The 23,347-nt window shown below is 63.8% G+C and carries 25 protein-coding genes; 1 reads left to right on the top strand and 24 read right to left on the bottom strand.

The features are described 5' to 3' along the window. Positions 1–57: 57 nt before the first annotated feature. The 23 genes from FFS60_RS08035 to flgB form a co-directional block, all read right to left on the bottom strand. Positions 58–804, bottom strand: coding sequence for a cephalosporin hydroxylase family protein (locus FFS60_RS08035; protein WP_137821671.1), 747 nt, complete (start codon positions 802–804; stop codon positions 58–60). After that, positions 801–1,508: a metallophosphoesterase gene (locus tag FFS60_RS08030; RefSeq protein ID WP_137821670.1), complete on the bottom strand. Its 708-nt coding sequence runs from the start codon at positions 1,506–1,508 to the stop codon at positions 801–803. Before FFS60_RS08030 ends, FFS60_RS08035 begins: the two co-directional genes overlap by 4 nt. Beyond that, complete coding sequence (locus tag FFS60_RS08025; protein WP_137821669.1) at positions 1,505–2,491, bottom strand: ATP-grasp domain-containing protein; 987 nt, start codon at positions 2,489–2,491, stop codon at positions 1,505–1,507. Before FFS60_RS08025 ends, FFS60_RS08030 begins: the two co-directional genes overlap by 4 nt. After that, a complete protein-coding gene (locus FFS60_RS08020) occupies positions 2,481–3,344 on the bottom strand; it encodes an NAD(P)-dependent oxidoreductase (RefSeq protein ID WP_137821668.1) in 864 nt (287 codons plus the stop codon). The genes FFS60_RS08025 and FFS60_RS08020 overlap by 11 nt, the downstream gene beginning before the upstream one ends. Next, positions 3,344–4,069 carry a bifunctional 2-polyprenyl-6-hydroxyphenol methylase/3-demethylubiquinol 3-O-methyltransferase UbiG gene (locus tag FFS60_RS08015; RefSeq protein WP_137821667.1) on the bottom strand — a complete coding sequence of 242 codons (726 nt, stop codon included), beginning with the start codon at positions 4,067–4,069 and terminating at the stop codon, positions 3,344–3,346. The genes FFS60_RS08020 and FFS60_RS08015 overlap by 1 nt, the downstream gene beginning before the upstream one ends. Then, complete coding sequence (locus tag FFS60_RS08010; protein WP_137821666.1) at positions 4,066–4,794, bottom strand: WbqC family protein; 729 nt, start codon at positions 4,792–4,794, stop codon at positions 4,066–4,068. The genes FFS60_RS08015 and FFS60_RS08010 overlap by 4 nt, the downstream gene beginning before the upstream one ends. Then, the gene (locus FFS60_RS08005) at positions 4,791–5,915 is read right to left on the bottom strand and encodes a DegT/DnrJ/EryC1/StrS aminotransferase family protein (RefSeq protein ID WP_137821665.1); all 1,125 of its coding nucleotides are present in this window, start codon (positions 5,913–5,915) and stop codon (positions 4,791–4,793) included. The genes FFS60_RS08010 and FFS60_RS08005 overlap by 4 nt, the downstream gene beginning before the upstream one ends. Next, on the bottom strand, positions 5,912–7,135 hold the full coding sequence (locus FFS60_RS08000; protein WP_137821664.1) for a class I SAM-dependent methyltransferase: 1,224 nt from the start codon (positions 7,133–7,135) through the stop codon (positions 5,912–5,914). The genes FFS60_RS08005 and FFS60_RS08000 overlap by 4 nt, the downstream gene beginning before the upstream one ends. Next, the gene (rfbC, locus tag FFS60_RS07995) at positions 7,132–7,689 is read right to left on the bottom strand and encodes a dTDP-4-dehydrorhamnose 3,5-epimerase (protein WP_137821663.1); all 558 of its coding nucleotides are present in this window, start codon (positions 7,687–7,689) and stop codon (positions 7,132–7,134) included. Before rfbC ends, FFS60_RS08000 begins: the two co-directional genes overlap by 4 nt. After that, entirely contained in the window at positions 7,680–8,756 is a 1,077-nt protein-coding gene (gene rfbG, locus FFS60_RS07990; protein WP_137821662.1) for a CDP-glucose 4,6-dehydratase, read from the bottom strand. Before rfbG ends, rfbC begins: the two co-directional genes overlap by 10 nt. After that, positions 8,756–9,523 (bottom strand): glucose-1-phosphate cytidylyltransferase, encoded by a 768-nt coding sequence (gene rfbF, locus FFS60_RS07985; protein WP_028626523.1) that lies wholly within the window; start codon positions 9,521–9,523, stop codon positions 8,756–8,758. The genes rfbG and rfbF overlap by 1 nt, the downstream gene beginning before the upstream one ends. A 150-nt stretch (positions 9,524–9,673) precedes the next feature. Then, a complete protein-coding gene (locus tag FFS60_RS07980) occupies positions 9,674–11,005 on the bottom strand; it encodes a UDP-glucose/GDP-mannose dehydrogenase family protein (RefSeq protein WP_028626522.1) in 1,332 nt (443 codons plus the stop codon). A gap of 32 nt (positions 11,006–11,037) precedes the next feature. Continuing rightward, the gene (gene flgL, locus FFS60_RS07975) at positions 11,038–12,288 is read right to left on the bottom strand and encodes a flagellar hook-associated protein FlgL (protein ID WP_028626521.1); all 1,251 of its coding nucleotides are present in this window, start codon (positions 12,286–12,288) and stop codon (positions 11,038–11,040) included. A gap of 11 nt (positions 12,289–12,299) precedes the next feature. After that, positions 12,300–14,354: a flagellar hook-associated protein FlgK gene (gene flgK / locus FFS60_RS07970; protein WP_137821661.1), complete on the bottom strand. Its 2,055-nt coding sequence runs from the start codon at positions 14,352–14,354 to the stop codon at positions 12,300–12,302. Between the two features lie 9 nt (positions 14,355–14,363). Continuing rightward, a complete protein-coding gene (gene flgJ, locus FFS60_RS07965; protein WP_137821660.1) occupies positions 14,364–15,524 on the bottom strand; it encodes a flagellar assembly peptidoglycan hydrolase FlgJ in 1,161 nt (386 codons plus the stop codon). Between the two features lie 10 nt (positions 15,525–15,534). Further along, complete coding sequence (locus FFS60_RS07960) at positions 15,535–16,635, bottom strand: flagellar basal body P-ring protein FlgI (RefSeq protein ID WP_028626518.1); 1,101 nt, start codon at positions 16,633–16,635, stop codon at positions 15,535–15,537. A gap of 11 nt (positions 16,636–16,646) precedes the next feature. Further along, positions 16,647–17,360, bottom strand: coding sequence for a flagellar basal body L-ring protein FlgH (gene flgH, locus FFS60_RS07955; RefSeq protein WP_028626517.1), 714 nt, complete (start codon positions 17,358–17,360; stop codon positions 16,647–16,649). Positions 17,361–17,378: 18 nt separating this feature from the next. Further along, a complete protein-coding gene (gene flgG / locus FFS60_RS07950; protein WP_028626516.1) occupies positions 17,379–18,164 on the bottom strand; it encodes a flagellar basal-body rod protein FlgG in 786 nt (261 codons plus the stop codon). A gap of 45 nt (positions 18,165–18,209) precedes the next feature. Continuing rightward, positions 18,210–18,953 carry a flagellar basal-body rod protein FlgF gene (flgF, locus tag FFS60_RS07945; protein WP_028626515.1) on the bottom strand — a complete coding sequence of 248 codons (744 nt, stop codon included), beginning with the start codon at positions 18,951–18,953 and terminating at the stop codon, positions 18,210–18,212. Between the two features lie 361 nt (positions 18,954–19,314). After that, on the bottom strand, positions 19,315–20,652 hold the full coding sequence (gene flgE, locus FFS60_RS07940) for a flagellar hook protein FlgE (protein WP_028626514.1): 1,338 nt from the start codon (positions 20,650–20,652) through the stop codon (positions 19,315–19,317). Positions 20,653–20,697: 45 nt separating this feature from the next. Continuing rightward, on the bottom strand, positions 20,698–21,381 hold the full coding sequence (flgD, locus tag FFS60_RS07935) for a flagellar hook assembly protein FlgD (protein WP_028626513.1): 684 nt from the start codon (positions 21,379–21,381) through the stop codon (positions 20,698–20,700). A gap of 16 nt (positions 21,382–21,397) precedes the next feature. Beyond that, complete coding sequence (gene flgC, locus FFS60_RS07930; RefSeq protein ID WP_028626512.1) at positions 21,398–21,844, bottom strand: flagellar basal body rod protein FlgC; 447 nt, start codon at positions 21,842–21,844, stop codon at positions 21,398–21,400. Positions 21,845–21,858: 14 nt separating this feature from the next. Next, on the bottom strand, positions 21,859–22,266 hold the full coding sequence (gene flgB, locus FFS60_RS07925) for a flagellar basal body rod protein FlgB (RefSeq protein WP_137821659.1): 408 nt from the start codon (positions 22,264–22,266) through the stop codon (positions 21,859–21,861). Between the two features lie 66 nt (positions 22,267–22,332). On the opposite strand from flgB, the gene FFS60_RS28645 reads away from it, so the two are divergent. After that, positions 22,333–22,497: a hypothetical protein gene (locus FFS60_RS28645; protein WP_218570591.1), complete on the top strand. Its 165-nt coding sequence runs from the start codon at positions 22,333–22,335 to the stop codon at positions 22,495–22,497. A gap of 101 nt (positions 22,498–22,598) precedes the next feature. On the opposite strand, the gene FFS60_RS07920 is transcribed toward FFS60_RS28645, so the two are convergent. Beyond that, positions 22,599–23,303: an NAD(P)H-dependent oxidoreductase gene (locus FFS60_RS07920; RefSeq protein ID WP_137821658.1), complete on the bottom strand. Its 705-nt coding sequence runs from the start codon at positions 23,301–23,303 to the stop codon at positions 22,599–22,601. Positions 23,304–23,347 lie beyond the last annotated feature (44 nt).

Raw genomic sequence — 23,347 nt, 5'->3', positions numbered from 1 at the left:
CGCATTGGAAATCTTGTAGTGACCGACGCTCTTCCCGAGTGCCTGGGTCGCCCAGCGTCAAACCCGCTTCAGGTAACCTTCCGGCGCAACGCTGATTAGCAATTTATGATCCATCCGCTCATCCACCTGGAACTCCGGGTGGCGGCTCAGATACTCGCGAACCGCCGACTTCGGGCTGTTCCCACGTCCCCAGGGACGGCCGTTCTGGAGCTCGTCGGGGGTGTCCTCGACTACGGTATCGAACACCACGCAGTAACTGCCCGGCGTGACCAGGGGCGCGTAAGCCTCAAGCTCCGCCAGCACATGGTCATGGGTGTGGTTGCTATCCAGGGACAACAGCACGCGCTTGCCCTGGGCCTGCCGACGCACCTGTTCGATGACCTCAGGGGCGATGCTGGAACCCTGGATCATGTCGATGCGCCGCGACATCGGATGGGCCTCGATGGCCTCTCGGTTATGGGCACGGATATCGATGTCGATGCCGAGTACCCGCGCATCGGTTGGCCCGCCGCAAGCAGCGTTGAGTTCCAGCAGCGAGGCAAACAGAATCAGCGAGCCGCCATGAGCGATACCGGTCTCGATGATCAGCTCCGGCTGGATGGCCCAGACCAGCTCTTGCAACGCCACGATGTCCTGCGGGTACTGGATGATCGGCCGGCCGAGCCAGGTGAAATTGTAGGAATAACGGTATTTGCCGCCCGCCTCCAGCATCCAGTCCAGGGAGCGCGCCTTCAGTCCCTCGTCCTGACCTGCGGCCTCGATGTTGCGTTGCACTTCGGCTTGGAACTCTTCGTTTGCGCTCACTTTGCGTTCTCTCGCTCGATGATTTCGACTTTGTCGATGCGCCCGCCAATCTGGGCGCCAATGTAGAGGTTTTCCCACAAACGGGGCTCGTCATAGCCCGCCCGCCGCATGGCCTGGACCGTCTCGTCGACGTCATAGGCCACGCGTTGCAGGCGGATCTTTGAACCGTCGAAGACTGCGAATGCCGCACGCGGGTCGCCGTCGCGCGGCTGCCCGACCGAACCGGGATTGCAATACGTCTTCGCGCCCAGGGTCGCCAGCACTTGCACATGGGTGTGGCCGGAAAAATAGAAACGCCAATCGCCGGTGAGCTTTTCCTCGGAAACCCGGTAAAGGTATTGGTCACGCGGATCTTCCCAGCCACCGTGGACGAAGCAGGCATCGCCTTCCTCGTATAGGGATGAAAGGCTCGCCAACAGCGCCAACTGGTCCGCCCGGACCACCCGCGCCTGGTGTTCCAGCAGCGAAGACACCAGACGTGAACGGGGACATCCCGTCCCTTCCGTCAAATAGCCGTCATGGTTGCCGAGCAGCTGGATAGCATCGCGGGCCACCAGAAGATCGATACATTTTTCGGGTTCGGCGTAGTAACCAGTGACGTCGCCGAGGGAAATCACCCGGCTGCAACCGAGCCGATCCGCCTCCGCGAGTACCGCGCGCAGGGCCGGGAAATTGCCATGGACGTCCGAAATCACAGCGATCATAGGTACTCGATATGGTCTTCGATGTAGCGAGTGCAGCGCGCCGGTCGCCAGGATTCAGCGTCCGGCCGCTTCCCGCGGCAGTAGTAGTCGATGCTCATCGCCGCCTCGTTGAAGCCCAGCGCCGCCCGTAGCGACACCGATGCTGACAGGCGCGGATTGATCTCCAGCAGCCAGGCACGTCCCTCTGCCTTGCGGAACTGGTAGTTGGTTGGCCCCACCGGCCGGAAATAGGCAGTCAGCTCCTCGCAAGCGCCTTCGATCAGCGGATCGAAGGCGATGCTTTGCGCCCGCCAGGTAGCGCCTCCCGGCCCCAGGGTGCGGCGCAGGATGGCCGGCCGGCTTGAATGGCCGTCGCCGTAACCGAACAGCCCGACGGTGTACTCCTCATCGGCGCTGCCGATCAGGCGCTGCAACATGAAATTGTCACCGTGCTTGCGCGCCAGGTAGGACATGTCGTCTTCGTCCTCTACCAGGGCCTGGCCACGCCCACCAGAACCCCGGCGCGGCTTGCACAGCAGCGGCGCCGGCCCAAGCTGCTCCAGGGCCTGTCGCCAATCCGGCTCGATACGGGATGGAATGGCTGGAATGCCGGCTTCCAGCAGCGCCTCATGCATCCGCCACTTGTCGCGCGCCAGTTGGATCAGACGGCTGTCGTTGAGTGCCACGGCGGCTCGGGACGCCGCGAACAGCTCCCGATTGTCGTCGAAATAGAACACGTCCTGCTCGATTCCCGGCAGGACCAGGTCGATCGCCTCGCGTTCCAACAGGTCCAGCAGGAAGCGACCATAGGCGGGATCGGCTTCCGACAGCGCCGGCTTGCAGATGAACACATCGCAGGCATGTCGGCCGAAAGCACCGGGGTCGCGGTCCAGGCCAACGACCTGGACGCCCGGCAACAGGCGCAACGACTTGACGATACCCTGGCCGATGATGGCGCCGACGCCCGTCACCAGGACACGCATGGCACGGGACTCAGTGGACATCGAAGACCTCGAAGCGCTGGGCATGGCCACCGTCGCGAATACCGCGCAGACCTTCCAGCAGGCTGGTGAAACGCAGGCTTGAGAACTCCGGCGAGAGTGCCGGAAATAACGTGTGGTGGAACGGCACCTTCTCAGGTGCGATGACCACTTCACCGCCACTGCCGAACACCTCGCAAGCCTGGCGTGCGATGGAAAGGTAGCTATGGCCCTGGGGATGGCAAAGGTCCGTGACCCCACGCAGCCCCTGGTCCGCAGCTAGAACCAGGGCGGCCACGGCATCTCGCACGTGGACGAAGTTGCGCAGGGCATCGCCCGGGGGCAAACGCAACGTGCGGCCGGTGCGCGCGTAGCTGACGATGCGACCGAACCAGCGCTGATGGTTCACGCACTCACCGCGCTCGTCGTAGAGCTGGGCCAGGCGCAAACTGGCGAAACCGAGCCCTTCCCGCTCCAGACCCCACGCGAGTATCTGCTCTGCACGCGCCTTGGATGCACCGTAGGAGCCAAGATCCGGCGCTTGCGCAGTAGAGGACACGCTGCCGGCGTATATCACCTGCCGACAACCCGCCGCTCGGGCCAAGGCCAGAACCTGATGGCTGCCCAGAACATTGACCCGCTCGTTGAGCCAGGCACCCTCGGGCGAGTCATCGCCGAATGCGGAGGCACAATGGAACAGCACATCGGCCTTCAGCACGGGGTAGTCCAGGCACAACTCCGCGCCGCCGAGATCCAGATATACGTCGCATTCGGCACGCCGGCCGACGCCAAGGACGTCCCAGCCGAGCTCACGCAAGCGCTCGCTCAATCGGCTGCCAAGCATCGAGTTGGGCCCCACCACCAGCGCACGCGGCATCAGGACACCTGCACTTCCATCAGCAGACCGACGCAGAGGTCAGGAAAATCCACACCGACCTCGCACATGGCACGCAAGTTTTCTTCGAACTCCGGCATCGTCTGCATGTAGCCGAGCGGCAGCGGTTTGAGGTAGATGCCCTCTTCCCAAGTAACCTGGTAGCCCTCTTCGTGCAGCAGCGCTTTCAGGGTGTCGCGGCAAAACTGACGCTGGTGTCCCAGGGCATGGTCGTTGGCATTGAGCTCGTAGATATCACCGATCTTGCCCATTGCCAGGCCCAGACGACGGTTCAACGACTTGGCATTGGGTACCGCGACATAGAGCCGGCCACCGGGCCGCAGGTGCTTGCGGAAGCGACGCAGGATCAGGCCGGGGTCATCCACATGCTCGAGGATGAAGCCCATCATCACCACGTCGAACTGCTCGTCGCTGCTGAAATGCTCGAAGTAGCCTTCCACCAGCTCGATGGTCAGATCGGGATAGTTCTGGCGGAACAGGTCGATGACCACCGACGCCCCTTCCACCACCACGTGACGCGTGAAATGGCGATTGAACAGCGCGGTGGTATAGCCGTGCCCAAGCCCCAGCTCCAGCAGCGAGCGGTACCCCATGCCGTCGAGGCGGCCAAGGATGCGCGGCGGATACCAGTTGAGGATCAGCTCGTTCTCCAGGGAGGTCACTGCCCCGGGTTTGTACTGCGAGGTCACTTCGTTGAGATTGCTCATGCTCGATCCCGTTCAGCCATTACCGCCCGCCAAGGCGTCACATCCGATTCAATGACAAGCCGCCCATCCCGCCCACAGTTGGCCACCAGGTCGAGGACGGTGACGTAGGGGGTGAACGGCGCAAATTTCTGCGGGTACTCGCGCTTGCGGTAGTCCATGTAGCAAACCTCGATGCCGCCCCGTTCACAGGCTTCGTGATCGAGGTAATTCAAAGCGCCCATGCCGGTCACATAGCGGTCGCCGCCCAGGCGGGTTACCAGTCCCTGGATCAGCTCGCTCTTGCGCCCCGGCACCTCGAGCTGCGAAGAACGGTGCAGCCGCTTGCCTTCCAGCAGGTCGAAGTAGCCAGCGACGGCCTGCATGCCTTCGATCAGCAGGTCGCAGAAACTCAGCTCGCGGCGCAGCAGCACCGACTCAGCGAGGCCCATGGCGTCCTGCAGGTACGGCGTTCCCGCCAGTGACAGCGCCAGGCTGCGCAGATGCTTGTCGCGCCAACCGCCCTCTTCCGAGCATTCCAGGTCGCAGATGCGCGCATCGCGGCTGTGCTGGCGCAGCGGGACGGTCAGCCAACTGCTGCCGGTCGGCGTCTTGTACTGCACGCGATTGATGAAGCCACGGGCGAACTGCACGTCATCGAAGAACACGAAGTCATCGGCCAGCCGCCATTGCTCGAACAACCCCACCCAGGGGAAGTACATCGGCTGGGAAATCACCACGGTGCTCACCGGCCAGCCTCGCGGTGCAGGGACTCGATGACCGCGCAAACCCGATCGATCTCCTCCTCGGACATGTCGTGGAAGCTGGGCAGGTTGACGGCCCGTGCAGCGATGCTGGCCGCATTGCCGCCGTCGGGTTTCCGGTAGCCCTCGAACATCGGCAGGTCCGACAGCGGGTAGAAGAACACCCGCGCGTCGATATTGTCCTCGGCGAAGCGCGCCAGTAGCCGTTCGCGCGAGACACCAAGCTCGGCGGCGAACACCACGGTGGGCATCCAGGCGCCGATGCGGGTTCCGGCTGGCTCCGGGTTGAGGCTGAGGCCGGCGAGACCTTCAAGGCGGTGTCGATAGGCCGTGAGAATCCCGCGCTTGCGCTCGATCAGTTCGTCGATCCGCTCGACCTGGGCACACCCCAGGGCCGCCTGCAGGTTGGAAATCTTGTACTTGAAGCCCAGCAAGTCGGGCCAGAACTGGCGCGTCTGGCCACGCACACGGCCGTGGTTGGACAGGCTCAGCACACGCTCGTACAGCTCATCATCATTAGTGACGAACATGCCGCCTTCGCCGGTCGTCATGGTCTTTGTGCCATGGAAGGAGAACGCCCCGAAACGCCCCAGGCTGCCGGCACGATGCCCCAGGTATTGGGCGCCGATGGCCTCGGCCGCGTCCTCCACCACCGGGATGCCGTGGCGCTCACCGAGGGCCAGCAGCGCTTCCATGTCACAAAGGTTGCCGTACAGGTGCACGGCAACGATCGCCTTGGTTCGCGGCGTGATGGCAGCTTCGACTCGAGCCGGATCCAGGCACCAGGAGTCCTCCAGGATGTCGACGAATACCGGCGTCGCCCCCAGGTGCACGACCGGCGCGACTGAGGCGATCCAGTTGGTATCCGCCAGGATCACCTCGTCGCCGGCACCGACACCCAGCGCCGCCAGCCCCATGTGCAGGGCGCCAGTGCAGCTCGACGTGGCGATGGCATGCTTCACGCCCAAGTGAGATTTGAAGGCAGCCTCGAAGCGCTCGATGTACTCGTAGCAGCGCGGCCCCCAGCCATTGCGGGCAGCATCGGTCACGTACTGCACCTCCAACTCGGAGATGGACGGCCGGGTGTACTGGATACGCGGGTTCATTTGACCTCCAATGTCGGGACGGCCGTGACGAAACGCCCGCCCCACTGGCGAATGCGTTCGTTCTGCCGCATCACCTCATCCGCGATGTTCCACGGCAGGATCAACAGCAGGTCGGGCCGCACGTCGTCCAGCTCCTCTGGGGAGCGGATCGGCACATGGCTGCCTGGCAGGTACTTGCCCTGCTTCGACGGCGCAGCGTCGAACACCCAGGGCAGCAGGTCGGGCTTGACCCCGGCGTAGTTGAGGATGGTGTTGCCCTTGGCTGCGGCACCATAGGCGGCGACTCGTCGCCCTGCCCGCTTCTGCTCCAGCAGGAAGCCGAGCAGATCGTCCTTCACCCGATCCGCCCTGGCCTGGAAACCGCTGTAGATCGCCAGGTCACGCAAGCCGGCGCTCGCCTCTGCCCGCAGTACGGCATCCACTGCCGCCGAGCAGGGGCGCTCGTCGTCCTGGTGGCAGGCGAAAATTCGCAGGCTGCCGCCATGGGTGGCCAACGCCTCGACGTCGCGTACTCGCAGGCCAGCGGCCGTCAGGATGCGCTCGACGCTGTAGAGCGACAGGTAGGAGAAATGTTCGTGGTAGACGGTGTCGAACTGCACCAGTTCGACCAGCCGCAACAGGTGCGGAAACTCCAGGGTCAGGGTGCCACCGGGCTTGAGCACGGCCTTGAGGCCACGGGAGAAATCGTTGATGTCCGGCACGTGGGCGAACACGTTGTTGCCGATCAGCAGGTCCGCCTGACGACCGTCCTCCGCCAGGCGCCGGCCCAGGGCCTCGCCGAAGAATTCGCGCAGCACCGGAATGCCGAGACGTTCGGCCGCGTCAGCGGTGCTCGCAGTGGGCTCGACACCCAGACAGGGAATGCCCGCCGCAACGAAGTTCTTCAACAGGTAGCCGTCATTGGAAGCGACCTCGATCACCAGGCTGTCCGCGCCCAGTCCGAGACTTTCATGCATACGCTCGGCATAGCGGCGTGCGTGCTCCAGCCAACTGCTGGAGGTGGAGGAGAAATAGGCGTACTCGGCATCGAACAGCTCGCCGGCCTCGGCATAGTCTTCGGTCTGCACCAGCCAGCACTGGTCGCAGACCCACAGGCGCAACGGGAAATAGCGCTCGGGCCGGGCAAGGTCGGCAGCGGTCAGGTAGGCATTGGACGGCGGCGCATGACCAAGGTCCAGAAATGGGTGCTGCAGCGCGGTATGGCAATGCCGACAGTTCATGGGGCCAGTCCGATGAAGTCCGGGGTGAGGAAAGGATGTTGGCGATCACGTTGCGACAGGTCGCGCGCCTCCAACGGCCAGGCGATCGCCAGTGCGGGGTCATCGTGGCGCAGACCGCCCTCGGCGTCGGGGCGGTAGAACTCGGTGTGCAGATACAGCAGCTCGCTGTCGGTCTCCAGTACCTGGAAGCCGTGGGCACACCCTTCCGGAATCACCAGCATGCGCTGGTTCTCAGCGCTCAGTTCCTCCGCATGCCAGCGCAGGAAGCTGGGCGACCCACGGCGCAGATCGACGACCACGTCCCACACTCGGCCGCGCGTACAGCGCACCAGCTTCATCTCGGCATGGGGAAAATGCTGGAAATGCAACCCACGCACGGCACCGACGGCGCAGGTGCGGGACTGGTTGATCTGAACGATGCGTCGCTCGCCCAGCAAGGGCGCCAGGCTGTCAGCACAGAACAGGCGGGTGAAGGCGCCACGCTCATCACGATGCGAAGGACAGTCGACGCGCACCAGGCCGTCGATGGGCGTAGTGGCCAGGTTCAAGCCCATACACACTCCGCCTGGCGCGCCGCCTCGCCGAAGCGTTTCAGTTGTTCGAAAGTGGCTGGCCCCTCGCCGGCGAGGTCGCGGCGATACCAGTCAGCGGTTATTTCCAGGGCAGTCTCCAGCGCCCAGACCGGCGTCCAGCGCAGGCGCGCCCGCGCCTTGGCGCTGTCCAGGTAGAGCAGTTGAGCCTCGTGCAGGCCATCACTGGACGTGGCACGCCAACCCAAGGCCGGCCAGTGCCGCTGCAGCGCATCGAGCACTTGCGCCACCGGTCGGTTGGCCTCGGGTGAAGGACCGAAGTTCCAGGCCTCGGCGCAGGCACGATCACCCTCCAGCAGGCGCTGGCCGAGCAAGAGGTAGCCGGAGAGACACTCCAGCACGTGCTGCCAGGGCCGGGTAGCCGAGGGGGAACGGATTTCCAGCTCGCGGCCCGCCTGAACGGCACGAACCAGATCGGGAATCAGGCGATCTTCCGCCCAGTCACCGCCCCCGATGACGTTGCCGGCCCGCGCGGTGGCCAGCAGCGGGCCCCGTTCCTGCCAGAAGGACTTGCGGTAGCTGTCGCAGAGCAACTCCGTAGCAGCCTTGGAGGCGCTGTAGGGATCATGCCCGGCAAGCCCGTCAGACTCGCGATAGCCCCAGGACCATTCATGGTTCTCGTAGACCTTGTCGGTGGTCACTACCAGCACGGCCTCGACGCCTTCTACCTGGCGGCAGGCTTCCAGCACGTTGGCGGTCCCCATGACGTTGCTGGACCAGGCCAGCAGCGGGTCGCGGTAGGACGGCCGGACCAAGGACTGGGCAGCCAGGTGAAACACGATTTCGGGACGCTGGGCCGCGACTACTCCGCGCAGGAATTCGGCGTCGCGGATGTCGCCGCGCAGGTCTGTTACCGGCAGTTGCAGCGCTGTCCAGTGGCGGGCGTCGCCATCAGCCTCCACAGGCAGGGATACGCCAGTCACCTCGGCCCCCAGTTCGACCAGCCAGGCGGTCAGCCAACTGCCCTTGAAGCCGGTATGCCCGGTAACCAGGACCCGGCGCCCGCGATAACGCTCGGCGAATTGGCCCATTACCAGACCTTCCAGGGCGCGCGGCCGCCGTACCAGAGGTCGTTCAACTGATTCTTGTCGCGCAAGGTATCCATGGCCTGCCAGAAGCCGCGATGGCGGAATGCCATGAGCTTGTCATCGGCCGCCAGCTGCATCAAGGGCGCCCCTTCCCAACTGCTCTGGTCGCCGTCGATATAGTCGATGACCGAGGGATCGAGCACGAAGAAGCCACCATTGATCCAGGAGCCATCACCGGCAGGCTTCTCCTGGAAGCTGCCGACCCGCTCCTCATCCAGGCCCAGCGCGCCGTAACGCCCCGGCGGCTGGATGGCGGTCACGGTGGCCGGCTTGCCGTGGGAATGATGGAAATCCACCAGCGCGCCAATGTCGATGTCCGCCACGCCGTCGCCGTAGGTGAAGCAGAACGGCTCGTCGCCGAGATGCTCGCGGACGCGACGCAGGCGGCCACCAGTCAGGGTCTCTTCCCCGGTGTCGACCAGCGTCACCCGCCAGGGCTCGACGTAGCGCTGATGGACTTCCATGGTGTTCTTCGACATGTCGAAGGTGACATCGGACATGTGCAGGAAGTAGTTGGCGAAGTACTCCTTGATCACGTAGCCCTTGTAGCCCAGGCAGATGACGAAATCCTGGATGCCGTAATGGGAGTAGATCTTCATGATGTGCCAGAGGATTGGCTTGCCGCCGATCTCGATCATCGGCTTGGGCTTGAGGTGGGACTCCTCGCTGATGCGAGTGCCCAGGCCTCCGGCAAGAATGACCGCCTTCATCACTACCCCCTTGGGGCCAGGGGAGCGTGCTCTCCCTGGCGTACCGACCTGTCAATTAGTCGGCATGCTGTTGTTCGATGCCCAGGTTCTGCAATAAGCAGGCCACCCGGCCGAGAGGCTTTGGCCGGAGTGAATATCCTGGGGGATCGATCAGGCCGGGAGACGACCGATAGAGTGGTAGCGCAGGCCGTAGCGCTGCATCACGCGGGGATCGTAGAGGTTGCGCCCGTCGAAGATCAGGGCGTCTCTGAGGGTATTGCGGATCAGGTCGAAATCCGGCGCCTTGAAGCTCTGCCAGTCGGTGACGATGGCCAGCGCATCGGCCCCTTCAAGCGCTTCTTCCTTGCTGTCCAGCAAGACCAGGTCAGGCCGCTCGCCGTAGAGGCGACGGCATTCCGGCATTGCCTCCGGGTCGTAGGCGCGAACCTGCGCGCCGGCCCGCCAGAGCTGCTCCAGCAAGGTCCGGCTCGGCGCTTCGCGCATATCCCCGGTGTTGGCCTTGAAGGCAAGGCCCCACAGGGCAATGACCCGGCCGCGCAGATCGCCGCCGTAGTAGTGGTGAATGCTTTCGCCGACCTTGCGTTTCTGCCGCTCGTTGACCGTGGCCACCGCATGCAGGATCGCTGGCTCGTGGCCGGCGGTTTTTGCCGATGCCTTCAGCGCGCTCACATCCTTCGGGAAGCAGGCGCCGCCGTAGCCGCAGCCAGGGTAGATGAAGTCGTAGCCGATGCGCGGATCGGCGCCAATGCCACGGCGCACCGCTTCGATATCGGCACCGAAGAGTTCGGAAAGCCCCGCCATCTCATTCATGAAAGAGATCTTGGTGGCCAGGAAGCAGTTGGCCGCGTACTTGGTCAGCTCGGCGCTGCGCCGATCCATGACCATGATCTTCTCGCGATTGCGGTTGAACGGGTTGTAGAGCTCCTGGAGCAGTTCGATGCTGGCGGGCTCGCTGGAACCGATGATGATCCGGTCAGGCCGCTGGCAATCGCTCACCGCCGCGCCCTGCTTGAGGAACTCGGGATTGGACACCACGTCGATGTGCAGTTCGCGACGACCACGCTCGGCAAGGACCTGGCTCATCAAGGCCTGCAGTTCGTCGGCGGTGCCCACCGGCACGGTGGACTTGTTGATGACGACCTGGTCGTTTCCGGTGACGCTGGCAATGCCCCTGGCCACCTCGAACACCTGGCTGAGGTCCGCCTGCCCTTCGGCATCGGATGGCGTGCCGACGGCGATGAACTGCACCCGGGCATGGCGAACGGCGTCCTCCAGCGAGCCGGAGAAGCGCAGGCGCCCCGCCTGGACATTGGACTGCACCATACCCGTCAGGCCGGGCTCGAAGATCGGCACCTCGCCACGCTCGAGCATCGCCCGCTTGCCGGCGTCGCTTTCAATGCACAGCACGTTGTGGCCAACGTTGGCCAGCACGGCAGCCTGCACCAGGCCGACGTAACCCGCCCCGAAAACACCGATATTCATTCCCGCTCCCCAAGGCTTCGGCGGCGTGCCAATCAGCCCAGCTTATTGAACAGCGTCAGCGACGCGATCTTCACGTAACTCTGCTGCGACGCTTCCAGGATGATCGACTGGAACGACAGCCGCGACAGGGCCTCGGCATAGTCCAGCTCGCGCAGGTCAGCCTGCACGGCCTTGTTCACCAGGGTCACGTCTTCGTTGTCAGTCAGGGTGGACTCCACCACGTTCAGGCGTGCGCCGATGCCACCGCGCACCGAGTCGACCACGGTCATGCCGTTGTCCAGGTTGGTCAGGGCCTCAGCCACGGAATCCCGGACCTGCAGGCTGCCGGCCGGTGTGTCGGGGGCGTTGTCCAGGGTCATGCGCAGGTTCGCGATGGTGTCGAGGATGCCCTGTTTCTGCTGGCTGGCCTGGGGAGTGACTTCGATGGTTTCCCCGCCAACCGGCAGGCCGTCGAACTTGATATTGACGCCCCGGAACACCACCTGGTCGGCGGTGGTGTCATCACTGTCGATGGCACCGCTGCCGAGCACCGGGGTGGTCGTACCCAGTTCGAAAATCTCGTAGCTGTTGGCGTCCGGGTTGCCGAACACGATCTCCACACCCGCATTGGGAAATGGCGGATTGCCGGAAAACGCGACCTCGTCCTGCACCAACGGCGCCGAGGGGCTCAGGGTGGAGCCGGCAGGGCTGTTGGTCAGGGCGCTGTCCAGGCGGCCGGCGTTGATCACGTTCTCGAAGATGGCCTTGCCGTTGTCACTGATGGCCACTTGCAGCGAGCTGGCGATCTGCAGCTTGCGCTGGCCTTCGTCGCCCTCATAGCTGTAGCTGCCATCGGCGTTGCGCACGAAGGGTTGGGTCTTGCCCTGGAAGCCGGAGAAGATGTACTCGCCGCGTGCGTTGCGGGTGTTCATCAGGCTCAGCAACTCATCTTCCCGTTCGCGCAGTTCAGCGGCGATGGACTTGCGGTCCGCAGCGCTGAGGGCGCCATTGCCCGCCTCCCCGGCCAGCTCGCGCACGCGCTGGAGCACCGTGTTGACCGACTCCAGGGTGGCCTCCTCCTGGGTCAGGCTGTTCTTGGCCGCCGTCAGGTTGGAGCTGTACTGCTCGAGGATGCCCTGCTGCTGGTCGAGCTGCAGCAGGCGCACCGACGCCACCGGGTCATCCGCGGGGGTCAGGATGCGATTGCCGGTGCTGATCTGCTCTTGGGTACGGGTCACATTGGCGTAGTTCCGCTGCAGCCCCATCACGCCGTTATTGAATTGCTGGATGGTAGAAATTCGCATGGCCGGGTCCGTCAGCGGAAGGTGTTCATCAGGGTATCGAACAGGCTGCGCGCAACTTGAATCACCTGCGACGAAGCGTTGTAGTACTGCTCGAACTTGATCAGATTGCCCGCCTCTTCATCGAGGCTGACAGCGGACAGGGAATCCCGGTTGTCGGTGGCCTGTTTGAGGATCGCCGCACTGGCTTCGCTGTCGACCCGCGCCTGGGCGGTGAGGGTGCCAACGCGCTCGACCAGGTCGCCGTAGCCGTCGGTGAAGCTCGAACCGGTGCCATTGACCAGGGCATCGACACCAACGGCAGCCTTGGTCTGCAGGTCCGCCAGCTTCAGCGCGTTGCGGTTGTCGGAGACGCCATTGGCGCTGACGGCAAGGCTGAAGCTGTCGCCAGTCTCTGCCCGACCGCTGAAGCTCTGCTTGATCTCGAACGACTGGGTCGTCGGCGGCGTGCCGGTGGTCACCGAAACCGTGTAGCTCAGTTCGTTGGTCTGCCCCGGCGTCACGTTCAGGGTTCCGGAAGCCGGCTGGCTGATGGTCACCCCAGCCGGCAGGCCGGAAAACGACAGGGTGCCGCTGGGCGAGCCTGCGGTGTAGTCCAGGGTGATCGAGGAAATCGCCGCCAGGTGTGCCTGGCTCATGGGCTTGAGCACGTTGTTAATGGACGGCTGACCAATGGCGCCGGTGCCCTTGTTCTGCAGGTTGGCTTCCGAATGCAGCGGCGCAGCGAAGGCCAACTGGTCCGCCTGGTCCAGCACGGCCTTCATGTCCAGCGCACCGGAGCGGGTCGGCTGGAGGATGAACTTGTCGCCGGTGGTGGGCGGCGGCGTGCCCAGGGCAATCTGGAAGCCCTGATCGCGTCCCGCGCTGTCCTTGATGGTCAGCGTGCCGGACGGAGTGCTGTCGGTAACCACCATCTCCTGGTTGTCGCTCAGGCGGCGCACCGTGTAGGGCGGCGTGGCCGTGGCGTCGTATTCCATCTGGTAGTCGCTGGTGGAAAGCAGACTGGTGTTGGTGATGTTCAAGGCCGGCTGGGCATTGCTGTTGCCGGAGAACGCCTTGACCCGCAGCGCCGCCAACGCCGGATCGTTGTAGTCACCGAACAGCGCCGTACCCACTTGCCCTTTCAGGTCCAGGCCTTGGCCCAGTTGGGTGTTGACCTGTTCGGTGATGGCGAGGGCCAGGCGGCCCACCGAGTTGAGACTGGCGTCGAGGGTCTCCTCGCGGTAGCGGACCAGGCCACCCAACTCGCCGCCGCTGAGCAAGGTGGTGACGCCCTGGCGCGAGTCGCCGCTGACGAATTCCAGCTCGAAACGGGTCGGGTCGCCTTTGCCGGGGACGGCCTCCAGGCGGTTCGCCGTGCTACCCACCACCAGAGGCTGACCGGTACCGACGAAGATGCTCTGGGTGCCGTCGCTTTGCGGCACCACGCTGACGCCCACATAGGTGGACAGCTGGCGGATGGCTTCCTCGCGGGCGTCCATCAGGTCGTTCGGTTCCTTGCCGTTGGCCGAGGCGACGGCAATCGCGTCGTTCAGGCTGGCGATGGACCCGGCCAGGCGGTTGACCTGGTCAGTGACGGAAGACAGTTGCTTGTTCAGCGATTCGTTCTGCGCCGCCAGCCTGTCGTAGATGGTGTTGAAACGTCGCGCCAGGCCCTCGGCCTCGGACAGCACCAACTGCCGCGCCGGAATGTTCGCAGGGTCCTCCGCTGCCGTCTGCATGGCGGCGAAAAAGCTCTTCAGCGACGGGCTGATGCCGGTGGTCGTACCGGACAGCAGCGAATCGAGCTGGTCGATCTGACTCTTGTAGGCATCCACGTCACTGCTGAGTGAGGTGGTGTTGCGCAGCTGCGCGGTGAGGAATTCGCTGTAGCTGCGACGGATATCCGTCAGGCTCACGCCACTGCCGATGTAGCCCGAACCGGAGAACTGCGGCAGCGTGGTCGCCTGGGCCGCACTCTGGCGCGTGAAACCGGGGGTGTTGACGTTGGCGATGTTGTGACCGGTGACGGTCAACTGGCTCTGGCTGACGCGCAGCCCGGACAAGCCAATGTTCAGTAAGTCAGCCATGACTCAGCCTCATATCCTGGTGGTCGTGCCGTCGACGGCGGCAACGGCCTGGTAGATCTGCATGCCGCGAGCGATCTGGGTGATCTTGCGGGCGTACTGGGGGTCGGTGGCGTAGCCGGCCTTCTGCAGCTCGCGCACGAACTGCTCCGGCTTCTCCGCGGAATCCAGCGCTTGCTGGTAGCGGTCGTTGTTCTGCAGGAAGCTCACATAGTCGTTGAAGCTCTGCTCGAAGGAGTTGTAGGAGCGGAACGACGCCGCTTCCTTCACCGCCTTGCCGCCTTTGTACTCGGTGGTCATGACCCGCGCCGACTCGCCGTCCCAGCTCTTGTGGGCCTTGATGCCGAACAGGTTGTGACTGCTGGTGCCATCGCCCTCGCGGATGATCGACTTGCCCCAGCCGGTTTCCAGCGCGGCCTGTGCCACCAGGTAGCGGGGGTCGACGCCGATGCGCTCGGCGGCCTTCTCGGCCATCGGCAGCAGCGTTTCAATGAACTCGTTGCGCGAGGCGAACACACGCTTGCCGGCGGATTTGGTGGAATCGACGCCGGCCACCGACTCGCGCTCCGGCGCGGCGTAGGTCTTGGCCGGGGTCCAATCCTTGCCGGCCAGCGATGTACCAGCGACCTGCTCGGGCGACGGCACGATGCCGGCCACCTGACGGTCACTCAGCCTGCTCGGCAGAGATAGCCGACGCTGGTTGAGCAGCCTGGAGTCATCACGCGCGGGGGCGCTGGTCTCTTCGGTCTTCGCCACCGGCTTGCTGCCCTGTGCCGGCCAGTTGGCCTGAACACCGGACTGGACCTGGGCGAAGGGGTTCGGACGATCCGAGTGGCGGGTCTTGGACAACTGACGGGTCAGCACATCGGCCAGGCCCACACCGCCCTGCTTGGACAGGGTCACGGCCAACTGCTGGTCGTGCATCTCCTGGTAGGTCTTGGTCTCGTTGCTGTTCAGGTAGTTGCCTTCGGAGAAGGCCTCACCGGCCTGACGCATGGACTTCATCATTTCGTTGAGGAACAGCGACTCAAACTCCTGGGCCACCTTGCGGATGTTGCCCTCGCTGTCGCGATCCTTGCCGGTCTTGAGTTGGCTGAGCCGGTTCAGGTCGGTGTAGGCGCCGCTGTCCAGCCTGGAGCCGGTGGCGAGACCTGCGGAGAGTTTCGAGTTCATCGCCATGCCCTTAAATCACGATCAGGTCGGCTTGCAGGGCACCGGCCTGCTTGAGCGCTTCGAGGATGGCCATCAGGTCGGACGGTGCCGCCCCCACCTGGTTGACCGCACGCACGATCTCGTCGAGCGTGGTACCGGGGCCGAACTTGAACATCGGCTTGGCCTCTTCCTCGGCATTGACCCTGGACCGCGGCACGACCGCGGTCTGGCCGCCGGAGAAGGCTTCCGGCTGGCTGACGATGGGGTCTTCGGTGATGGTGACGGTGAGGCTGCCGTGGGTCACGGCGGCCGGCTGAACCCGCACGTTCTGGCCAATGACGATGGTGCCGGTGCGCGAATTGATGATGACCTTGGCCACGGCCTGGCCGGCCTCGACCTCCAGGTTCTCGATCACCGAGAGGTAGTCCACGCGCTGGCTCGGGTCCAGCGGCGCACTGACGCGCACGGAGCCGCCATCGATGGCCTGGGCTACGCCTGGGCCAAGCAGTTCGTTGAGCTTGTCGACGATGTTCTTCGCGGTGGTGAAGTCCGGGCGATTGAGGTTCAGGGTCAGGGTATTGCCCTGCTCGAAACCGCTCGGCACCGGGCGCTCGACGGTGGCGCCGGAGGGAATGCGGCCGGACGAGGGAACGTTGACCGTAATCTTCGAACCGTCGCTGCCTTCGGCGTCGAACCCGCCCACCACCAGGTTGCCCTGGGCGATGGCGTAGACATTGCCGTCGATGCCCTTGAGGGGGGCCATCAACAGGCTGCCGCCACGCAGGCTCTTGGCGTTGCCGATGGAGGAAATGGTGACGTCGATGGTCTGGCCCGGTTTGGCGAAGGGCGGCAGGTCGGCGTGGATGGACACCGCCGCGACGTTCTTCAGCTGTACGTTGCCGACGTTGGCCGGCACCTTGATGCCGAATTGCGCCAGCATGTTGTTGAAGGTCTGCAGGGTGAAGGGCGTCTGGGTGGTCTGGTCACCCGTGCCATTCAGGCCCACCACCAGGCCGTAGCCGATGAGCTGGTTGTTACGCACGCCCTGGATGCTCGCCAGGTCCTTCAGGCGTTCGGCCTGAACGGTGCCGGCGGCAATCAGCAGGCAGAGGGCTGATATCAGTCGCTTCATGGTCAGCCTCATCAGAACGGGAACAGCGGGCTGATGAAGAACCGATCGAACCAGCCGGGCTGACTGGCATCAGCGAAGGCGCCAGTGCCGGAATAGGTGATACGCGCATCCGCCACGCGGTTGGACGGCACGGTGTTATCGGTACCGATATCGTCGGCGCGGACCATCCCGGCGATGCGCACCAGTTCGTCTCCGGTGTTCAGGGTCAACCACTTCTCGCCGCGTACCGCGAGGATGCCGTTGGGCAGCACTTCCGAGACGGTGACGGTGATGGAGCCGGACAGGCTGTTGCTCTGCCCTGCCTTGGAGTCACCCTTGGTATCGCGGGTGGCGTTGTACTCCGCGTCCAGGGACAGGCGCGCGGCGTCCAGCGGATTGAGGCCGCCATTGGGGTTATTCACCGAGACGCCGCCGCCGAACAGGGACGTCAGGCCGATGTTGGCGTTGCTGTCCTTCTGGATCTGCGAGTTGGCGTTCTTGCTGGCCTGGGTGCGCTCGTTGAGGGTGATGGTGATGATGTCACCCACGCGGTAGGCCTTGCGGTCGTCGTAGAGGTTGGTCTCGAAGCCGGCCTGGTAGATGGCGCCGTTGGTCTGCGCCGCCGGCAATGGCGTGCGCGGCAGTACGGGCGCGTAGTACGGATCGTTCGGCCGCGGAGCCGGCTGCACACAGCCCTGGATAAAGGCGATACCGAGCAGCGGGAGAAGAATGATCAGCCGGTTCATGGCGACTACCTCAAGGCGTTACAGGTTCTGCGTGACGAAAGCGAGCATCTGGTCAGCGGTGGAGATGACCTTGGAGTTCATCTCGTAGGCGCGCTGGGTGGTGATCATGTTCACCAGCTCCTCGACCACGCTGACGTTGGAGTTTTCCAGGGTGTTCTGCTGCACGGTCCCGAGACCGGTGAGGCCCGGAGTGCCGACCTGCGGCGCGCCGCTGGAAGCGGTCTCCAGGAACAGGTTGTTGCCGATGGCCTGGAGGCCGGCCGGATTGACGAAGTCGGCGGTCTGGATGTTGCCGATCACCTGGGCGGCAGGGTTGCCGGCGGTGGTGACGGAAACGGTGCCGTCCTCACCCACGGTGAAGGTCTGCACATCGGTGGGGAGCACGATGGCCGGCTCCAGGGCAAACCCCTGGGAGGTGACCAGCTGGCCGTCGGAGTTCAGGTGGAAGCTGCCGTCGCGGGTGTAGCCGACGGTACCGTCCGGCATCAGGATCTGAAAGAAGCCGCGCCCGTTGACCGCCATGTCCAAGGGTTGTTCGGTGGTTTGCAGGCTGCCCTGGGTAAAGATCTTCTGGGTGCCGGCGATGCGCACACCCGTACCCAGTTGCAGACCGGTAGGCAGCTCGCTGTCCTGGCTGGTCTGGCCGCCCGGCTGGCGACGGATCTGGTACAGCAGGTCCTCGAACTCGGCGCGGTCGCGTTTGAACCCCGTGGTCGACACGTTCGCCAGGTTGTTGGAAATGGTGGTCATGTTCATGTCCTGGGCGGACAGGCCGGTCTTGCTGACCCAGAGTGCCGGAAGCATCTATCTCTCCTCGGGCGCCGGAATCATGGCGCCGCGTACTGGTGATTAGCTGAACTGCAAGACCCGCGCCATCGCCGAGGCATTCTCCTCGGCGGTACGCATCATCTTCACGGAAAGCTCGAACTGGCGGGACAGCGAGAGGATCGCCGTCATCTCTTCCACGGCATTGACGTTGCTGGCTTCGAGGAAGCCGGAGGTCACCTGCACATTGGCATCCGCCTGCACCAACTGCTGCGGGTCCTTGACCCGGATCATGCCGTCGCTGCCTTTCTCCAGCTGCTTGGGATCGGGATTGACCAGCTTGATGCGGTCCACCTCCGCCACCACGTTGGGACTCTCGCCCAGGGCGCGGATGCTGATGGTGCCGTCCTGGCCGATCTCGACTTTCTGCTCCGGCGGAATGGCAATGGGACCGGCATTGCCCATGACCGGCAAACCATTGCCGGTGCGCAGTTGGCCGAGGGCATCGATCTGCAGGCTGGCGGTACGCACGTAGGCTTCGCTGCCGTCCGGGGACTGGACCGCGATCCAGCCCTCTCCTTCGATGGCCACATCCAGGTCACGACCGGTTTCCTGCAAGGCACCCGGGGTGAAGTCGGTACCCGGGCGCTCGGTCATGGCATAGACCCGCGACGGAAAGCTGTCACCAAACACCGGCATGGAGCGCGCCTGCTCGAAGTCGCGACGGAAACCGGTGGTGGAGATGTTCGCCAGGTTATTGGCATGAGCACGCTGGGCCAGGCTGTTCTGGCTGGCTCCGCTCATCGCGACGTAAAGCATCTTGTCCATGAATCTCTCCGAGTGGGCGTTGCCGCCCTTGGCTCTTTGCAGGCTATCCAGCAAGCGCCATGCCAAACTCGAATATCATTCACAAGATACTGAAATAAAAGGATTTTTCAGAAAATAAAAAGACCCTTTGCAGGGCCTTGTCAAAGCGCTGGCGGCCAGCGGCTGCCGCCAGCGGCAAGGGGATTTGCCGCCAGTAGGAGCGGGCTTGCCCGCGAATGGGCAAACCTTCTCCATAGTACGGATGAGCGCGCGAGCTAGAGCCAGGCTAGGCGAAAGTGGTCCGAGGAAGCGGAGTTTACGACTGTAAATGAGCATTCCTCGGATCACTTTCAACGACGCATGGCCGACGCGCAGCCGCTCATCAACGCAGGTTGATGATGGTCTGGGTCACGGCGTCCTCGGTCTGGATGGTCTTGGCATTGGCCTGGTAGTTGCGCTGGGCAACGATCAGGTTCACCAACTGATCCGACAGCTCGACGTTGGAGTCTTCCAGCGCGCCGGCCTGCAGGGCACCCAGTGTGCCGGAGCGCGGCGTGCCGACCACCGGCTCACCGGACTCGAAGGACTGCACCCAGCCCGTCTTGCCTACCGGGCTGAGCCCCTGGACGTTGGCGAAGTTGGCGAGGATCACCTGGCCCTGCACCTTGGACTGGCCGTTGGTGTAACGGGCGAAGATCACGCCGGTGTCGTCGATTTCCAGACCGGCCAGCTGGCCAGTGGTGTAGCCATCCTGGCTGATGCTGTTCACCGCAAAGGCGCTGGAGTACTGGGTGGAACCGCGGATGTCGACGCTGATGCCACCGGCGTTGGCAGTGGCGCCGTTGGCCGACCAGGTGGCCGGGGTACCGCCATCGGAAACCGCGGGCACCCAGTCGTCGAGGTTCATCAGGCCGGTGGCCGGGTCGTAGTTCAGCTCGCCGCCCGCAGCCATGCCGGCCGTGTTCAGGCTACCGTCGGCATTGAACTGCAGGTTGGTGGTGTGGGGATCGGTGCTGGTGGGGTCGGACGGATTCCGGCCATCCACGAGCACGGCCATGGTCCAGTCGTTGGTCACCGGCGGGGTGGCCGACGGATCGGAGTTGTTGATGAAGTACTGGGTCATGACGTGGGCATTGCCCTGGGAGTCATAGATGTTGACCGAGGTGGACGAGGTGTAGGTCGTCGGGTCGCTCGGGTCGAACGGGGTATTGGTCGGCGCCTTGGTGGTGGAGTTCAGGTTGAACTTCTGCTGGATCTCGGTAGTGGCCTTGGGGGCCTGGTTCCCGGTCTGGATCTGCAGGTCGCTGACCACGCCGTTCTGCACATTGCCGTTACCGTCGATACCGTAACCCTGCAGGCGGTAGCCGAAGTTGTTGACGATGTAGCCGTTGCGGTCGGTGCCGAAATAGCCGGCACGGGTGTAGCTGATCTCGCCGTTGTTGCTGGTCTGGAAGAAGCCGTTGCCGTTGATGGCCAGGTCCAGCGCGTTCTGGGTGTAGTTGATGTTGCCCTGGTTGAACAGCTGGGACACATCGCCAAGGGCCACACCGCTACCTTGGGCGTTCTTGCCGGTGCCGAGCACCGAGGCAGCGTAGACGTCGGCGAACTCCGCGCGGGACTGTTTGAAACCTGCAGTGCCCGCGTTGGCAATGTTGTTGCCGGTGACGTTGAGGTCGCTGGTCGCCGCCCGCAGGCCGCTGAGACCGATGTTGAACGCCATTTCTATCTCCTTTGCCGGTGCTTCCCGGCGCTCTGAACCGGGAAGTTATTGACCGATGACCTGGACCTTGGACAAGCCGACGCTGCCGATGCCGGCGAGGTTGAGCATCAGCTCGCCGCCGTTCTGCGACAGGGTGACGCTGTCGACGTTGGCCGGCAGCATGGTGTAGAGGGCCTTGGTTTCGCCGCCGTACTGAGCCTGCGCTTCGAACTTGTAGGTACCGGGCGGCATGACCTTGCCGCTGGAGTCCTTGCCGTCCCACATGAAGCTGACGCTGCCGGCAGGCTGCTCGCCCAGGTTGATGCGATTCACCAGGGTGCCGGCGGTGTCATAGACGTTGACCCAGACGTTACTGCTGGAAATGGGCAGGTTGGCGCTGGCCTTGAAGGTTTCGGCGGTGTCCACCACGGCCTTCTCGGACGGTACGATCACCTTGCGTCCCACCAGGGACGAGGCCTGCAGGGCCTGGGATGACTGATAGCCAGAGAGCAGCGAGCCCATGCTGGTGTTCAGTTTCTCGATGCCCTCTACCTGGCTGAACTGCGCCAGCTGCGCAATGAACTCACCATTTTCCTGGGGCGCCAGCGGGTCCTGGTTGTTCAACTGGGCGACCAGCAGCTCAAGGAATTCGTTCTTGCCAAGATCGTTGCTGGTCTTGGTTTCGTTCTTGATGGCGTATTGATCGAGAAAGGACTGGCCATCGGTGGACGATACGTTGCTGACACTCATGCGGGTTCGCTCCCTGTTACTGACCCAGGGTCAGCACTTTCTGCATCATCTGTTTGGCGGTGTTCATCATTTCCACGTTGGTCTGGAACGACCGGCTGGCGGAAATCATGTCGGCCATTTCTTCGACCACGTTCACGTTCGGGTAGTAGACGTAACCTTCCGCGTTGGCCGCCGGGTGGTTGGGCTCGTAGCGCGGCGTCAGGGTGCTCTGGTCTTCGACTACACCGAGGACTTGCACGCCGGCGCCGGACTGGTCCTGGTCGGCGAACAGCGAGCCGCGATCACCACCGCCCAGGCTGTCCTGGAACATGGTGGCGAACACCGGATGACGGGCGCGGTAGGTCTGGTCGAGGCTGGAGGAAACGGTCTCGGCGTTGGCAATGTTGCTGGAGATGGTGTTCAGCCGAGTGTTCTGCGCACTCATGCCGGTGCCGGCGATGTTGAAGATGCTGGACAGGGACATGGCTTGGCTCTCCGTTATTCGCCGCGCAGGGCGCCGATCAGCCCTTTGAATTTGCTGTTGAGTAAGGTGAAGCTGGCCTGGAACTGCATGGCGTTCTCGGTGTAGTTCGATTGCTCGAGCTGGGCGTCGACGGTGTTCTGGTCGACGGCGGCCTGGAACGGGATGCGGTACTTCAGCGAGGCATCCGCCAGATCGAAGCCTTCGGCGGCGATATGCCGTTCGTTGGTCCGGGCGGCCTGGAAGCCGCCCTGGGCAGCCTTCTCGGACTGCTGGGCCAACACGCTGGCGAAGTCGAGGTCACGAGCCTTGTAGTTCGGGGTATCGGCGTTGGCGATGTTGTTGGCCAGCACCTCGCCACGCTGAGCGCGGAAGCTGAGGGCTTGCTGATGGATGCCGAGGGCCTTTTCGAAACTGATGCTCATGTCCGGAACCTTTGCCAGTGGCAATCTGGGTTGCTTGCCTGACATTCAGCAAAGGCCGTGCCAAATATGTTTTTCCTTTATTTTCAATATTTTATGAAAATTTTGAGCGGCAAAAAGCGGCAATGGACGCTGGACGGGCGGCAAAGCGGCAAGGGCAACTTGCCGCTGGTTGCCGCTTTGCCGGGGGCATCCGGCGATAGAACAGGTAGGAGCGAGCTTGCTCGCGAATGATCGCGCCCGGGACTTTCGCGAGCAGAGCTCGCTCCTACAAAAAGAGCTCAGCGGAGAAAAAAGAAGGCCGCCCTCGGACGGCCTTGGTGCTCTCAGTGCTCTCAACGAGCCAGTGGATACAACCTGTCGTCGAACTGGTCCAGCCGCGGAAACTGAAGTGGCAGGTCCTGTTCCAGCCCCTGCAACCGGTCCTGATAGGCGCGCAGCAAGCCCTGGCGGGCATCGTTGCTGATATAGGGCACGTGCCAGGCCACGAAGGGTGGCAGGACGTCCAGGCCGACATACGCCAGGGTGCCACGCAGCAGGGGACGCAGCATGTCTTCCAGCGGACCATGGATGGCCCCCTCGCCGAACATGTGCTCGCGGCCGCCCAGGGTCAGGGTCACCAGTGCCTTCTTGCCGGCCAGGCCGCCCTGGTCGTAGAAGCGCTTGCCGCCGTAGCAGACGCCGGATACCAGCACCCGGTCGATCCAGCCCTTGAGGATGGCCGGGGTGGAGAACCAGTAGAGCGGGAAGTTGAGGATCAGCAGGTCGGCCCAGAGCAACTTCTCCAGCTCGCGCTGGATATCCGGCGAAATGTTGCCGGCCTTCACGCCTTCGCGCTGTTCCAGGGCATAGACCAGGTAATCAGGGTTTTGCCGCTCGCTGAAATCGGCGGCACTGGCTACCGGGTTCCATTCCAGGGCGTGGAGGTCGGATTGCCGGACTTCGTGTCCCTGCCCTTGCAGGGTTTCCACGGCCAGGTCGCGCAAGGCGCTGCAGAAGGACTGCGACTCGGGGTGGGCGTGGACGATCAGGATCTTCATGGGTGTTCCTTATGGGACGGTCCGTAGGTTGGCGCAGAGCGCAG

This window comes from Pseudomonas sp. D(2018), assembly GCF_005502555.1.
GTDB lineage: Bacteria > Pseudomonadota > Gammaproteobacteria > Pseudomonadales > Pseudomonadaceae > Metapseudomonas > Metapseudomonas resinovorans.
This window is presented reverse-complemented; position numbering and strand designations above follow the sequence as displayed.